Origin of the sequence: Bradyrhizobium sp. 170 (assembly GCF_023101085.1) — a bacterium.
GTDB lineage: Bacteria > Pseudomonadota > Alphaproteobacteria > Rhizobiales > Xanthobacteraceae > Bradyrhizobium.
This window is the reverse complement of sequence record NZ_CP064703.1, coordinates 1,930,478-1,944,609: the sequence shown is the minus strand read 5'-3', so window position 1 is coordinate 1,944,609 and position 14,132 is coordinate 1,930,478. Positions and strand designations below refer to the sequence as shown.

Genomic DNA, 14,132 nt, shown 5'->3' with positions numbered 1-14,132 from the left:
AGCAACGCTAGTCGCTTGCTGTGGCGAATTAGTCCGTACGCATCCGGCCAGCACCCCAGGCGGGCGCGATGGTCATCCGCGAAGCGCTCAGGCAGCAACGGCGGGCTTTGACCGTTGGTTCGCCTTCCAATTCCACGGAAGCAATTCGTCGACTTTGTTGGCTGGGTGGTCTGGAAGCCTGGCCAGCACGTCAGCGAGCCAGGCTTGCGGATCGACGTCGTTCATCTTGCAAGTTTCGATCAAGGTATAGACAGCGGCAGCCCGATGGCCGCCCGCGTCCGAACCGGCAAAGGTCCAGTTTCTTCTTCCAACCGCCACACCCCGCAACGCTCGTTCGGCGGCGTTGTTCGTAAGACAGACGCGGCCGTCGTCGAGGAAGCGCGTGAACGCTGCCCAGCGGTTGAGCAGGTAGTTGATCGCCTTTGCGGTATCGTTCTTGGTGGAGAGCAACGCTCGCTGCTGGCGCATCCAGATTTCAAGCTCGGCAATGAGTGGCCGTGATCGTTCGCGGCGCACGGCAAGCCGCTGCTCCGGCGTTTTGCCGTTGATGGTGCGCTCGATCTCGAAGAGGATATCGATGCGCCGCACAGCCTCGCTGGCGATCGGCGCTTCTCCCTGTTTCACCAAGTCGACAAACTTCCTCCGGCCGTGGCTCCAGCAGGCTGCTTCAAGGATCGGCGCCGGCTTCCTTTGAGCCTTGTAGAGCTGGTTGTACCCATCAAAGGCATCGGCCTGCATCAGGCCCACATAGCCGGCAAGATGGCCTTGTGGATGTTCCCCGGCACGACTGCGCGAGTAATGGAACGCTGCCGCCGGTGGGTCTTTGCCGCCAAACGGCCGGTCATCGCGAACGTAGGTCCAGATCCGGCCGATGACAGTCTTCAGTTTCGCCAGTACGGGCACCGTCGTGTCATCGGCGTGGATGCGTTCCGCGCTCATGACGTGAGTTCGGATCGCCTCAATAATGGGGTCGAGCGCCACCACGCAGGCGCCGACCCGATCCGCTAGCGTCGAGACATCGATCTCGATCCCTTCCCGAGCATAGGTCTTGCTCTGGCGGTTCAACGGCTGATGCAGCAGGAACTTGTTGACCAGCACCATCGCCAGCAAACTCGGCCCGGCAAAGCCGCGCGGGATCGGATGTGAGGGCGCCGGCGCCTCGGTGATCGCCTCGCAATCCCGGCAGGAGAACTTCTCGCGGACGTGCTCGATGATCTTCCAGCGCCGCGGCTCGCATTCAAGGGTCTTCGACACCACCTCGCCAAGCTTGTGCAGCCGCTCGCTGCCACACTTGCCACACGCGCAAGGTGCGGGTTCGACGATACGTTCGACAGGCAGATTGTCCGGCAGGGGACGTCGAGGCAGCCGCGGATTTTGCGCACGCTTCTGTTTGGCGGCTTCTGGTGCTGCGATCTCGGCCCTGGTTTCCTGCTCAGCCTGGGTTTCTTCAAGATCCTCGATGGCCAGCTCGAGCTGCTCGACCAGCAGCTTGCCGCGTTCAGAAGATTGCCCGAACTGTTCGCGCCGTGCTTTGGCCAGCATCAGCTTCAGCCGCTCGATTTCCAGGCGGCCCACGGTCACTTCGCTCTTTGCCAGCATCAGCAATTCGCGCTGCGCAAGGATCATTGCGTGCGCAGCAGCAAGGTCGGCGGGAAGCGGATCGGAGGGCGTCGTCACGACGACAATCCAACATATTCGCCACTAAAAATCCCGCTAGATTTCCGTCGTGAGTCAAAAAGCCACAGCTTATCCGGAAGCCTGCGGACGCCAGGTTGCCTGCGGCATTCGCCAGTCAATTCCGGACAGGAGATAGGATAGTTGTGCAACACTGATCGTGACAACGCCGTCCGCCACCGATGGCCACAAAAATCGGCCGCGCTCCAGTCTTTTCGTGAACAGACACGCGCCCTGGCCGTCATGCCAAATGATTTTGATCAGGTCGCCGCGACGACCCCTAAAAACGTAGAGATCACCAGCGTGCGGATCACGCTTCAAGCTCTCCTGAACCAGACGCGCCAGGCTCGGGAATCCGCGGCGCATATCGGTATGGCCGGTCGCAAGCCACACCCGCACATTGCCTGGTATGGCGATCATCGGCGCTCAAGCACGTCGAGGACCCGCGCCAGCGCCTCGGGGTCAACCTGTGCATCCACCCGGATGCGTCGCCGGTTGCCAAGATCGATCTCGATCAATCCGTTCCGGGCGGCCGGCACGGGCTGCAACCGCCGGTCATCCTTGGATAGCGGCTTCGCTTCTTCCGCGCTCGGCTCCACCGCCAAGGCAATCTGCACCGGCGCAAAACACGTCCCGACCTTCTCGACCGTCCGGGCCTGGCGGCGCCAGGTGAACACGACGCTGGCCGCGACACCGTTGCGGCGCGCAACATCTGTCACCTTGGCGCCCGGTACCAGCGTTTCCTCGACGATCCGCGCCTTGTCATCCTGCGACCAGCGCCGCCGCCTCTCCAACCCGCCTAAAACCTCGACCCGCATCGCCTGATGACCTTAAAGCTAGACTTAAGGTCACACGCTTCGCGAAATACTACGCGTCAGGCAAGACGGCGCTCGTCGGATGCGTACATTAGTCCCCATGGATTGATGTTGAAACAAAATGGGAACAGTGAGGTGGGAGTGTCAACTCCGTCACTGCGCTGGGAGCATTATTCGCCAACGGGCTATGGGCGGCGCGGGCTTGCGGACGGCTCCTGTAAAGTGCTCTCTAGGGAGCAACGGCGCCACCCAAGAACACAAAAGCAGATCGCCGAACCTAAAAGTACAACCAAATCAATGTCCAATAGGATCGCAGCGTCAGTTCAATCCTGTCCGCCTCGGCTGACGAGGCCAGCCGTCGTTCCACAATTCACGCTTGTCGTAACACCACACGGCCTAAGCTCGGCCGCCGAGTGGGTTCTCCAGCGGGACCTCAAACCGCTGGCCGCCCTACGCCTCGCTGGTCACCAGCACGCGATAGAAGCCATTGGTAAAGTGAAGCCGGTTTTGACTCTGTCCAAAACGACCATACTTTCAAAGCGCTTTATGTCTGGGTTTTCGTGTACTAGACACCGAGTGAAGTGTTCGTACTCTTCCATATTATTTGCTGTTACGAGGAGAACGAAGTCGGTCTGTCCGGTAACGTAGAATCCGCTCATCACCTCAGGCATTTTGCGGATTGCCCGCTTAAAGCGATCGATTATGTCGCTCCGATCACGCTCAAACGAAATGTGAACCAGCAGTGTCACGTTTCGTCCGACTGCTTTTGGGGAGACGATTGAAACGTCTCCTTCTATGATGCGCTCCGATCGTAGGCGTTTCAGTCGACGCTGAACTCCGGATGCAGACAAACCGACCTTCGCGCCGAGTTCTTCACTGCTCAAACGATTGTTCCGCTGCACGAGGTCAAGAAGACGAGCATCGATTTTGTCGAGTTGCATGGCTGTGACCATGTTTAAGAGATCGAAATTCGGGAAACCTGATGAGCAGTTCGCGATCGGATGAGGCAGTAGAGTAAACGTTGGAAGCGCCTATGCGCGCTTGGTGCGGAATCAGATTACAGATATCTTCGCGCAGCCAAGTTTTTCATCAATGCGGTCAAGCCGAAAGTCCAGTGCTCGCATTCGTCGCTCGGACGCATCCGGTTGACGAGTGTTCCAAGCTCTGACGATTTGATGGTGACGATATCGTCGCGCTTGTGGGTAAAGCCTTGGCCAGCAATATCGCGGTCCTTTACCGGCGCGAACATCGTACCAAGAAACAACACGAAACCGTCAGGGCACTGATGCGCGGGCTCGAGGGTCTGCGCAACTAGATCCTCAGGGTCTCTGCTGATCTTGCACATCGATGAATGCGCCTCGAGAATGAACCCATCGTTGCCGGTGACGGTCATTGCAATGTCCATCTTGCGGATATCGTCGAGCGAAAAGGCCCGGTCGAACACCCGCAGCAGCAGTCCAATGGCGCAGGATGCATTGTTGTCCTTGGCCTTCGACAGCAACAGTACCGAACGCCCCTCGAAATCGCGCAAGTTGACGTCATTGCCAAGTGCAGCGCCGACAATCTTGCCGCGGCTGGAGACCGCGAGCACGACCTCCGGTTCCGGGTTATTCCAGGTCGATTTGGGATGAAGCCCCGCGTCCATTCCCGTTCCGACGGAGGACAGCACCGGCGCCTTCGTGAAAACCTCAGCGTCACGCCCGATTCCGACCTCGAGATACTGGCTCCAGGCCTGCTGTTCGATCAGTACCTCCTTCAATCGCATCGCCTGTGGTGAGCTAGGCTTGAGTTTGGAAAGATCATCGCCGACCAGGCGGGCCACCTCAGCGCGAATTTTCGCGGCCGCCGAGGGGTTCCCGAGCGCCCGCTCCTCGATCATCCGCTCCAGCATTGAGACTGCGAAAGTCACGCCTGCGGCCTTCAACACCTGGAGATCGATCGGCGGCAGAAGCCAAGGCTTGCCTAAGTCGCGGCTATCCGGAGGCGTGTTCCTTAGGATGCTATCAAGATCCGAGATCCGGGTGACGGGCACCTCGCGAATCGCGCGAACCGGATCAGCCTCCTCGGCCAGCATGCTCATGGTCGGAAACCGCGCGGTTAAGTCGTAGACGCCGTTCTCCCGAACAGCCACCACCGCAGGCCCGCCCGCAGAAGGCAGCCAGACCCGGCCGACCAGTGTCCCGGCGGTGCCGTCATCTGGCAGAACTGATGCGGCGTTCAGCGATATCATGTGCAATCCTCAGGATTTCATCGGTATCTTCGACCTTCGCGTCGGAACTGCAAGCCGCGTCCCGTCGTCAGCGTCCCCAGTGCAACGCCAGAGGATTTGCTTCCTGCGCAAGCTCGATCAGCCCGGCCCTTGTATCCGGATGAATCTGCTCGAGCGGATGGCGCACCGCCTCGCATTTGATGACCTTGCCTTCCGCCATCACACTCTTGGCGGCACGCAAACCGCATTGCCGGTTCTCGAAGTTGATCAAAGGCAGGACGCGGGCGTACGCGGCCGCGGCGTCTGCGCGACGTCTCGCCTTCTGATTATCGATAACATCGCGCAACAGATCCGGAAGCAGCGCGCTCGACATGGTGCCGGTGGCGCCGGCATCGAGATCGGCCATCATGGTAATCGCCTCCTCCCCGTCAAATGGGCCAATGATGGACTCGCCACCGGCCTCGATCAGCGAGCGGAGTTTTGCCGCGGCAAAAGGTACTTCGATCTTGAAATAGCTGACGAGCGGCACCGCACGCGCTAAACGCGCCAGAAACGGCACCGTCAGCGTCACGCCGCTTAGCGGCGCATCCTGAACCATGATTGGAATCTTCGCAGCCTCGGCAACACGATCGAAATGCTGCAACATGCCCGCTTCATCCGCCCGCAGGCCCATGCCATGGTAGGGCGGCATCAGCATCAACAGGCTCGCACCACGCTCGGTCGCATAGCGCGCCCGCTCCTCCGCGATCCGGGTGCTGAAATGGCTGCATGTCACCATCACCGGCTTGCGGCCGGCGACATGCGACAGGCAGAGATCGACCAGCGTGTCGCGCTCCTTGTCCGACAACAGGAACTGCTCGGAATAATTAGCCAGAATGCAGATGCCATCGACACCCTGATCGATCATGCAGTCAAGCACACGCTTCTGCCCTTCGAGGTCGAGGTCACCGTTTTCCGTGAACGGGGTGGGAGCGACCGGGAACAGGCCACTGTAGACCGGAGAATCTGCTCTTGTCATGACATGCTTCCCACGTATCGGGAGAGGTGAGTTCGGTCGAATGTCTAGATCTTTTCCGCCTCGATCAAACCATCCAGAACGTTCAGCGACTCCAGCAGATAATAGGAGCCGAAGATCGTCTCAGCATTGGCCGCGGAGTCCCGCGCGCGGGCGTCGCGCCGCTTGTTGAAGCAGGCGCCGACCAGCATGCCCTGCGGACGGTTCTCCCCTGCGGCGACAGGCGTAAGATAGCCGTCGATCAGAGCCCTAGCTGTGCGCTCGCCTGCGTCTTGATATTTCGCGCGGAGATCGGCGGACGGCGCAAGCCGCCCCAGCTTGAGCAGCGCCGAGCAAGCGATTGCAGTAGCCGCCGTATCGGTCTCCGTACTGGGGATCGCAGGATCGTCGAAATCCCAGAACGCCACGAGGTTGGGAGGTACATGCGACAACCACCAGTCGGCGCCCGCGATCAACTGGTCCATCCAACGCTTTTCCTGAGGAAGATGGGCAAGCGCGACTGCGGCATAGACGAGGCCCCAGGCCTGCGCCCTTCCCCAAACGCTGCTGTCGCTAAAGCCCTTGTGAGTAAACTGTCGGACGATCTCGCCGTTCGCCGGATTGAGCTCGCTCGACTGCACAATCGAGCCATCGGGCCGCATGTGAATATCCAGCACCCGCGTCGTATGTCGCGCAGCGACGTCGGCGAATGACGCTTCCCCTGTCTTGTCCGCTGCCCAGAACAGGAGCGGAACCGCCTGCAAGGAATCGATACTGCTGAAGGAATTGCCGACGTCCTCCGACTCCTCCGCGTCGCTGCCGAGCGGAATGAGGTCCAGCCTCGGGTCATACTGGCTCTTCAGCGATTTGGCAGCATCCAGCGCCAATGCCGCGGCATCCTTGTCCGCGCACAGGAGGTCGCCAAGTGCAACGCCGTAATAGAAACCAAAGCCCTTGAACGCAGTTTGCAGGTGCGCCCGCGGTTTGAGCCGGCCGCTCCACAGCGCGGCAGCATCCTGATATCTGTAGCTTCCTGTTCGCCGCGCAAACCACCACAACATGCCCGGCCACGCGCCGCCGGTCCAGTCGCCGTCGACAGTCGTCGTCCATTTTCCCGTCGCGGCCTCGGCCCAATGCGGGAACTCCGATTGTAGGCTCTCGAGCGTCTGATCGACTCGGCAGCGCATTCGTTCGATCGCCTCTCCCCATCGGGGCCCTGCTGTGCTCACTATTTCCTCCAGTTTTTTTCCGACCGCCTCTTCCCTCTACATACATCTGCGATCGCCTTCTCCAGGGGACCGCCTAGGACGCAGGCCTGTTCGTCGCGTTGCGCGTCCATTTGAGGTGATGCTTGCCTACGGCGACGAGTTCGCCACGCTGATTGGTGACGTCCACATTGGCGAGCGTGCGGCGGCGCTCCTCGTCGATTTTGCTGATGGTATAGGTCACTGTCACCGTGTCGTTGATGTAGACGGGTTTTAGAAACCGCACGCCATCGTAGCCAAGCGACACGGGCGTCGAATCGACACCCTTCCTCAGGCTTTCCTCAATCATTCGGGTCGAGGCCGTGGATATGAATCCGACCATCAACGCGCCATGGGCAATGCGCTTGCCATAAATCGAATGGCTCATGAATTCGTCGTCTACGTGATTTTGCGAAAGATCTCCGGTCAGACCTGCAAAGAGATAGATATCGGACTCTCCGACTGTCTTTGAGAATCGAACGCTATCACCAACCTTCGTCTGCATCTCAGTCATTGTTCTTGCCCTTCCGCTATTAGCTATCTCAACGTGCATGGTGCGCACGTTATCGCCTTTCCGTTTTCATGATCGAAGAACTGCAGCGCCTTGCCATCCACCCACATCTGCACCCTGGCATGAGGGCTTACCTCGGTCTCCGGCGAAATGCGCGACACCATGATCGTGCTGTCCGCAACGTTGAGAGCGATCACCAGTTCCGAGCCGAGTTGCTCGGTGACGGTGACGACCCCGCTGAAAGATGAACCCGTATTGCCGGAAGGCATGCCTAGATGGATCTGCTCGGGCCGGATACCCAGAGTCACCGTTTTGGCGCTATGCTTGCGTAGGACTGCCGCCTGTTCATCCGGCAGCTCGACTTTGAAATCCTTCGCCTGCGCCGACACGACGCCGTGTTCTTCGACAAGCTCGACTTCCATAAAATTCATGGCAGGCGCCCCGATGAAGCTCGCGACGAACCGGTTGGCCGGCCGATTGTAGATCTCCAGCGGCGTGCCGATCTGCTGAATCCAACCGTCCTTCATGACTACGACCCGGTCACCAAGCGTCATCGCCTCGACCTGATCATGGGTGACATAGACGGAAGTGGTAGGCACGCGCTCGCGCAGCGCCTTGATCTCGATCCGCATCTGCGCACGCAGCTTGGCATCCAGGTTCGAGAGCGGCTCGTCGAATAGGAAGACTTGTGGCCGCCTTACGATACACCGTCCGAGAGCCACACGCTGCTGCTGCCCGCCGGAAAGTTGAAACGGCTTGCGAGCGAGGAGAGGCTCCAGACCAAGCATTTGCGTTGCGCGGGTGACCTCGCTCCTGATTTCCATCTCAGGGACTTTCCTGTTTCGCAACCCGAATGCCAAGTTGTCGAACACCGTCATGTGCTGATAAAGCGCATAGTTCTGAAACACCATCGCGATGTCCCGATCTTTTGGCGGCACGTCATTGACGACTTTGTTGCCGATTCGGAGAGTCCCCGCGCTGATGCTCTCAAGACCCGCAATCATGCGAAGCGTCGTCGACTTGCCACATCCGGATGGACCGACGAGCACCACGAATTCACCATCTGCGATATTGAGGTTGACCTCGTGAACAACCTGAAAGGTGCCGTACTTCTTTACGACATCATGTAGAACGATCTGTGCCATAACCTTCCTCTGAGTCGCGCCGGCTACATGCGTAGCCCGCGAATGACGTATTTCTGACCGAAGATGGTCACCAGCAGCGCCGGCAGCATCGCAAGCACGGCCGTCGCGCTCATCAAATTCCATTCCGTTCCGGTCTCGGTGACGAATTGCGCCATAGTTGACGTAATTAGGGGCGTGCGTTTGCCAGAGAGGATCAGGGCGAACAAAAACTCATTCCACGTCGAGAGCCAGCAAAGGATCGCCAGCGCGGCTATCCCAGGCATAGCGGCGGGAAGCGCGACTCGACAGAACGCACCCCATCGCGTGCAGCCGTCGATCAGGGCCGCATACTCCATCGACGGGTTGACGCCGTCGAAAAAGCCCTTCATCAGCCATGAGAAGAAGCAGACGTGCACCGCGATGTGCGGCAGTAACAGACCGAGATAGCTGTCGTAAATCCCAAGGCGGGTATTGACCAGATAAAGCGGCAGCACCCAGGAAATGTAGGGAACGGTACGGAAGACGTAGATGGTCGCAAACCAGCTGCGCTGGATCCAGCCGCCGAAGCGCGACAGCATATAACCGCTTCCGACCGTGATGCCGAGCGAGAGGATGGTCGCCAATGTTGAAAGCACGAAGCTGTTCCACATCGCTTCCAGCACCTGGGACTGATGCAGCACCTCGACGAAGTTGTTGAGCGTGAAATTGGTGCCGCGCCAGATGTAGAATGCGCCAGACGCGGGACGGACCGACGTCACGCCCAAGATCATAATGGGACCGACGAACAGAACGAATATAGCAACGATGCTGATCGCAAAGATAGCACGCCGCAGACCATCAAGAGCGAGCGCAATCATCGCGATACTTCCACGCTTCGGTTGACGAGCTTATAGAGGACGCCGCCAACAAATAGCATGATGATCGCGCCGACCCCGGCGGCGGCCGCGCCACGTCCGATGTCCAGATCAACGAAAGCCAGAACATAGGTGTAGACGCTGAATACTTCCGTTGATCGAGCAGGCCCGCCGCCGGTCAGGATCCAGACCTGGTCGAAAGTGCGAAACGCGTCAATTGCGCGGATCAGGACACAAACGATGATCACCGGACGCAGCATTGGCATCGTGATGCGCCTGAAGATACACCATGGCGTTGCGGCATCGATCCGCGCGGCCTCGAACGGTTCGGGCGGCAGGCCCTGCAATGCGGCTAGCAGGATGATGGTGAACCACGGTGTCCAGATCCAGATGTCAGTCATGATGACGAGCGCAAAGCTCGGCCAGCGGTCGGATAGCCAGCCGATATCGGCAAGACCGAGATACGAGAGGAAGTTAGTAATTACGCCGAACTGATCATTGAAAGACCACCTTATCATAGTCGCGGTGATAACAGGCGCGATCGTCAGCGGCAGCAAGATGATGGTCCGCACAACTGCCCTGCCAAAGAACGGACGGTTGAGCAATGATGCCAGAGCGAGGCCGAATGCAAGCGACAGGCCAACCGATGCGGTCATCAGGAGAAACGTATTGGGCAGAACGATCTTCAAGAAGACAGGGTCGGTGAAGACGGCGACGTACTGCTTCAGTCCGACCCAGGTCCTTTGCGGGTTGACAAGCGACCAGTCGCGGAAGCTCGCATTCATTCCGATCAAGATCGGAATGATCTCGAAGCAAGCGAGAACGATCGCAGCCGGCGCAATGAGAAAGAGCATGAAGCGCTCTTTCTCATCGAGTCCTAATTTCGTGGAACGAACAATCATCAGTCGTTAGCCACAGCGCCGGCACGAATGGCATCGGAACTAGCCTTAAGGGTAGCAGCAATGTCCTCACGCTTGCCCTTCATTGCGCGGATCAGCGTGTCCGAATAGACCTTGTGCACGGTCGCCCAGTTGCGGAAATAGTAGGCAGCATGGACATGATCAGGCTTGAAAAGGATCATGCGGAGCCTGCGCCAGGTCAGGTCGTTCTTTTCGAGCGTGGGCCAGACGTCGGTGTTTGGCGGCGGGGCCCCGGTCTGCTTCCACTGCTCGATCTGACCGTCGGAATCGCCAAGCATCGCGCCAAGCAGCTTTTTGGCCGCAGTCTTGCGATCACTTGGAAGGGTTTTTGGGATTGACCAGCCCCAGACGTCGATCCAGGTGCGGACGCCGTCGCTCATCGGGCCGACCGGAAACGGCGCAATGCCGACCTTTCCTGCGACCGATGACCTCTCGGGGTTATTGAAGGTGCCGAGGAACGTGGTGTCGGCCACCGTAAATGCGGCATCACCAGCCTGGAAGATCGCATTCGCCTCATCGCGCGAATAGGTCGTCATGCCAAGCGGGCTTATTTTCTTGCTATTGAGAGCATCCCACCAAAACTCCGCAGTCTGCACCTGGCACGGAGAGTAAATCATCGGCTTCCAACCGTCGGCTGCAAGCTTCTTGTTGTCGCGCTCATACGCGGGTGCATAGATGTCGCAATTGTTGTTCCAGAGCGTCCACCAAAAGCTGAAGAAGGTGTTGGTGTAACTCATGCCGCCGACATAACCCCACTTCACCTTCTTTTCGGACTGCAGGGTCTGACTGATCTTGACGAGATCGTCCCATGTCTTGGGCAGTTCCGCCTCGGGAATGAGGTCGGTGCGATAGAACAGAATGCCGGCCGTGGTCGTCATCGACACCGCCGTCGTCTTTCCGTCGGCAGTATGGAATGGCTCAAGCTGCCCCACCTCGACCTTGCGGGCATTCGGAACGTCATCAAGCCGTTCAAGATAGTGGGCGAGATCCTGTCCCCAGTCATCATTGTTCCAGATGATGTCGCATTGGTCGTTCGTCCCGGAGGTCAGCATCTGGGTGATCTTCGGCAAATAGACGGTGTAGGACGTTACCGTCTTAGTCAGCTTGACGCCTTGCTTGATTGCCCATTTCTGCAGGATCGCGACGTTTGCGACTTGCACCGGATGATTGATGTAACAGATGCTCAGCGCTGTTTCCGCTTGCGCCGCCGTCGAAGAGCAAACGGCACCGAAGGCGCCACCGATAAGAAGCGCGCGCGCGAGCTTATTTTCCATTCCCATGGTTTCCTCCTCTTAGAAAAAGCGTGCTTCTGGAGAAGCTTGTTCTTGTTCAGTTGAGAGACTCAGAGCCGACGGCGCCCTTGCCGTAGAACTGACGTCGATGAGCGGCGAAAGTATTGGCGAACAGAGCGCAACGCGTTAGGACGCCTTTCCGAATTTCTTGTACTTTCTTGCGTTACATCGGCATCTGGATAGTGCGATCCATTCGCTGCGACGCACAAATTGCTTTGCGGTGACAAGTGCGCGCGCTTCTGCGAGCGCCCTGCGCGCGATCGCCGAAAAGTCCAAATATTCGCACTGTGTGCTAACGCTGGCAGCGCGTCCTTCCACCATTTGGAAGAGTATGCCCACACGTCCGCGGCAGCAAAGCCTGCTTCAAGGGGTTAGCGGATGTCCGGCAGCTTGAAAGATCAAATCCAACATCATGGCCAAGCGACCTGACATGACTGCGATCGGCGATACCGACCAACGTCGCAAAGACCGTGACAGAATATGATGTATATGCATTCGCCCGGCATCGTGGCGATTTGTATGGCGTCCACCTCAACGAGGAATATGCCAAGTACCACGCGTTTCAAAAAAGCGGATCGTGCAGGAAACACTGTCGGTCGGCTTTCTGTCCGCCGTTATGGAACACATGTCAGCAAAGGCACGCCCCTGCTCATCATCAATCGTCCCGACAAGCTGAACGCGTTCACGCCGGCGCTGATGCGCGAGCTGGACGATGCCCGGCATGATATTGACGGTAATCTCCGGAAAGCCGAACCGCGCCGTCTCGGAGGCGACGATGAAGTCCTAACTTTAAGCAAGGCCGAGCAGACGATTGCGGTGCCCACCGTATCGGTCTGCGTATTGGGATCGCCAGATCCTGGAGGTCCCAGAACGCCACCATGCCAGCCGGCACATGCGACAGCTACCAGCCGGCGCCCACGATCAACTGCTGCATCCAGCGCGTTTCCTGCTGACGATGGACGAGCGCGACGTCGGCATAGAGGAGACCCAAGGGCTGCGCGCCCTCAAACGCTGCCTTCGCTAAAGCCCTTTTGAGTAAAGAGATGTCAGAGAGCCGACGGCGCCTCTGTCGTAGAGATCCTTCAATTGCCGAGCGTCGTAGCCGAGCTCCTTTAGGATTTCTTCTGTCTGCGCCCCGAGCTTCTGCGGCGGCAAACGTACTTCCGGCACCTCGCCGTCGTAACACACGGGATGGCTGACGAGGGTAATCGGCGCCCCCGTCGCCCCTTTCACGACCTGGAAGCTTTTATTGTGAACGACCTGCGGGTCGACGACGACGTCGCAATAGTCATTGATGCGGGCGTGCCAGATTCCGCCAGCCTCAAGCAGCGCAAGGCACTCCGATGTCGTGCGTTCGGCGATGTTGGCCGCAATAGCTGCCGATGCCTGGTCGCGCCGCCGATAAGCTTCCGTGTCGGGAACGCGCTGATCGGCGGGAAGCGAAAGCACATCCGCCAGCACGTCGAGCGATCCGAGCGAAATCGCGATGTGTCCGTCACGGGTGGCATAGATGCCGTAAGGTGCGTCATAATACCATCCTGCGATCGGCCCCGGCTGGCGGACATCGTCCGGTCTCTGCCCGTTGAGATAGCACGTGAAGGACTCCATCTGCAGGTCGAGGGCTGCTGACAGCAGGCTGACATCGACCCGACACCCCTGCCCAGTGCGCGCTTTCCTCACCAATGCGGCCAGGATGCCAGCCGCAAAGAGAACGGCGCCGTGATGATCAACTGCCGAAACACCCACAGCGCGCGGGCCGTGTTCGCGGCTTCCGGTGATGGTAGCAAGGCCCGCCAACGCTTGAACCAAGAGGTCCTGGCCAGGTCGATTGACGTACGGCCCGTCCGCGCCATATCCGGACGCAGCGGCATAGATGATATCGGGCTTGATGTTCCTGGCGTCCTCATAGCCAAGCCCAAGCTTGTTGAGCACGCCAGGCCGGAAATTCTCGGTGATGACGTCCGATGTTGCGATCAGCTTTTTCGCAACGGCAACCGCGTCCGGCTTCTTGAGATCGAGCGTCAGACTACGCTTGTTGCGATTGCCGGTCAGAAGCAGCATGGATTGGCCATCTACCTGCTTGTCCGCCCCGCCCCATTTCCGCTGGAAGGCGCCGTCCGGCGGCTCCACAGCGATCACGTCCGCGCCGAGATCGGCGAGAAATTGCACGCCCATCGGGCCCATCAGGAAGTGGTTGAAGCTGAGGACCCGAACGCCCTTGAGAAGATCGACCATACGTTCTTGCTTGGCTCTCTCTGACGATCTCGCGGAGATGTCGCTGAACTCCCGCCTCTCTGAAATCGTTTTCATGATTTCTAGTCACCCCGACCAGCGGAGTCAAGGGCGTTAAGCGCCGCACGGTCGGAGCATGGCCGCCGGCGCGCTCTGCTTGCTGTGGCTTGGGCGCGCGCATACTGTTCAATGAAAAAGCACCGATCTCGTGCACACTGCGCTTGAGATAGCAACGCTTCAGGTGGTTTAACTCGAACGGATGT

The 14,132-nt window shown here is 58.9% G+C and carries 15 protein-coding genes; 1 reads left to right on the top strand and 14 read right to left on the bottom strand.

What is annotated here, in order from left to right; genetic code table 11:
• Positions 1-87: 87 nt before the first annotated feature.
• The 13 genes from IVB05_RS09295 to IVB05_RS09235 all read right to left on the bottom strand — a co-directional run bounded on the left by IVB05_RS09295 (position 88) and on the right by IVB05_RS09235 (position 12,360).
• A complete protein-coding gene (locus IVB05_RS09295; protein ID WP_247786632.1) occupies positions 88-1,626 on the bottom strand; it encodes an IS66 family transposase in 1,539 nt (512 codons plus the stop codon).
• A 120-nt stretch (positions 1,627-1,746) separates the two neighbouring features.
• Positions 1,747-2,094 (bottom strand): IS66 family insertion sequence element accessory protein TnpB, encoded by a 348-nt coding sequence (gene tnpB / locus IVB05_RS09290; protein WP_247780700.1) that lies wholly within the window; start codon positions 2,092-2,094, stop codon positions 1,747-1,749.
• Complete coding sequence (locus IVB05_RS09285; RefSeq protein ID WP_247780698.1) at positions 2,091-2,492, bottom strand: transposase; 402 nt, start codon at positions 2,490-2,492, stop codon at positions 2,091-2,093. The genes tnpB and IVB05_RS09285 overlap by 4 nt, the downstream gene beginning before the upstream one ends.
• A gap of 461 nt (positions 2,493-2,953) precedes the next feature.
• Positions 2,954-3,430 (bottom strand): Lrp/AsnC family transcriptional regulator, encoded by a 477-nt coding sequence (locus IVB05_RS09280; RefSeq protein ID WP_247783926.1) that lies wholly within the window; start codon positions 3,428-3,430, stop codon positions 2,954-2,956.
• Positions 3,431-3,546: 116 nt separating this feature from the next.
• Positions 3,547-4,719: a fumarylacetoacetate hydrolase family protein gene (locus tag IVB05_RS09275; protein ID WP_247783924.1), complete on the bottom strand. Its 1,173-nt coding sequence runs from the start codon at positions 4,717-4,719 to the stop codon at positions 3,547-3,549.
• 67 nt (positions 4,720-4,786) lie between these two features.
• Positions 4,787-5,716, bottom strand: coding sequence for a dihydrodipicolinate synthase family protein (locus IVB05_RS09270; RefSeq protein WP_247783922.1), 930 nt, complete (start codon positions 5,714-5,716; stop codon positions 4,787-4,789).
• Positions 5,717-5,760: 44 nt separating this feature from the next.
• Positions 5,761-6,879 carry a glycoside hydrolase family 88 protein gene (locus IVB05_RS09265; protein ID WP_247783920.1) on the bottom strand — a complete coding sequence of 373 codons (1,119 nt, stop codon included), beginning with the start codon at positions 6,877-6,879 and terminating at the stop codon, positions 5,761-5,763.
• 115 nt (positions 6,880-6,994) lie between these two features.
• Positions 6,995-7,450 (bottom strand): MaoC family dehydratase, encoded by a 456-nt coding sequence (locus IVB05_RS09260; protein WP_247518031.1) that lies wholly within the window; start codon positions 7,448-7,450, stop codon positions 6,995-6,997.
• 23 nt (positions 7,451-7,473) lie between these two features.
• Positions 7,474-8,592 (bottom strand): sn-glycerol-3-phosphate ABC transporter ATP-binding protein UgpC, encoded by a 1,119-nt coding sequence (gene ugpC, locus IVB05_RS09255; RefSeq protein WP_276578743.1) that lies wholly within the window; start codon positions 8,590-8,592, stop codon positions 7,474-7,476.
• 23 nt (positions 8,593-8,615) lie between these two features.
• On the bottom strand, positions 8,616-9,428 hold the full coding sequence (locus tag IVB05_RS09250; RefSeq protein ID WP_247518029.1) for a carbohydrate ABC transporter permease: 813 nt from the start codon (positions 9,426-9,428) through the stop codon (positions 8,616-8,618).
• A complete protein-coding gene (locus IVB05_RS09245) occupies positions 9,425-10,279 on the bottom strand; it encodes a sugar ABC transporter permease (protein ID WP_247518028.1) in 855 nt (284 codons plus the stop codon). The genes IVB05_RS09250 and IVB05_RS09245 overlap by 4 nt, the downstream gene beginning before the upstream one ends.
• Positions 10,280-10,326: 47 nt before the next feature.
• Entirely contained in the window at positions 10,327-11,625 is a 1,299-nt protein-coding gene (locus tag IVB05_RS09240; protein WP_247783918.1) for an extracellular solute-binding protein, read from the bottom strand.
• A gap of 543 nt (positions 11,626-12,168) precedes the next feature.
• A complete protein-coding gene (locus tag IVB05_RS09235; RefSeq protein ID WP_247783916.1) occupies positions 12,169-12,360 on the bottom strand; it encodes a hypothetical protein in 192 nt (63 codons plus the stop codon).
• Positions 12,361-12,529: 169 nt separating this feature from the next.
• Here IVB05_RS09235 and IVB05_RS43490 point away from each other — a divergent pair, with 169 nt between their 5' ends.
• Positions 12,530-12,661, top strand: coding sequence for a hypothetical protein (locus tag IVB05_RS43490; protein ID WP_256467417.1), 132 nt, complete (start codon positions 12,530-12,532; stop codon positions 12,659-12,661).
• Here the strand turns inward: IVB05_RS43490 and IVB05_RS09230 are convergent.
• Entirely contained in the window at positions 12,658-13,872 is a 1,215-nt protein-coding gene (locus IVB05_RS09230) for a CoA transferase (RefSeq protein WP_247518025.1), read from the bottom strand. The two genes, IVB05_RS43490 and IVB05_RS09230, sit on opposite strands and share 4 nt — an antisense overlap.
• Positions 13,873-14,132: the final 260 nt, after the last annotated feature.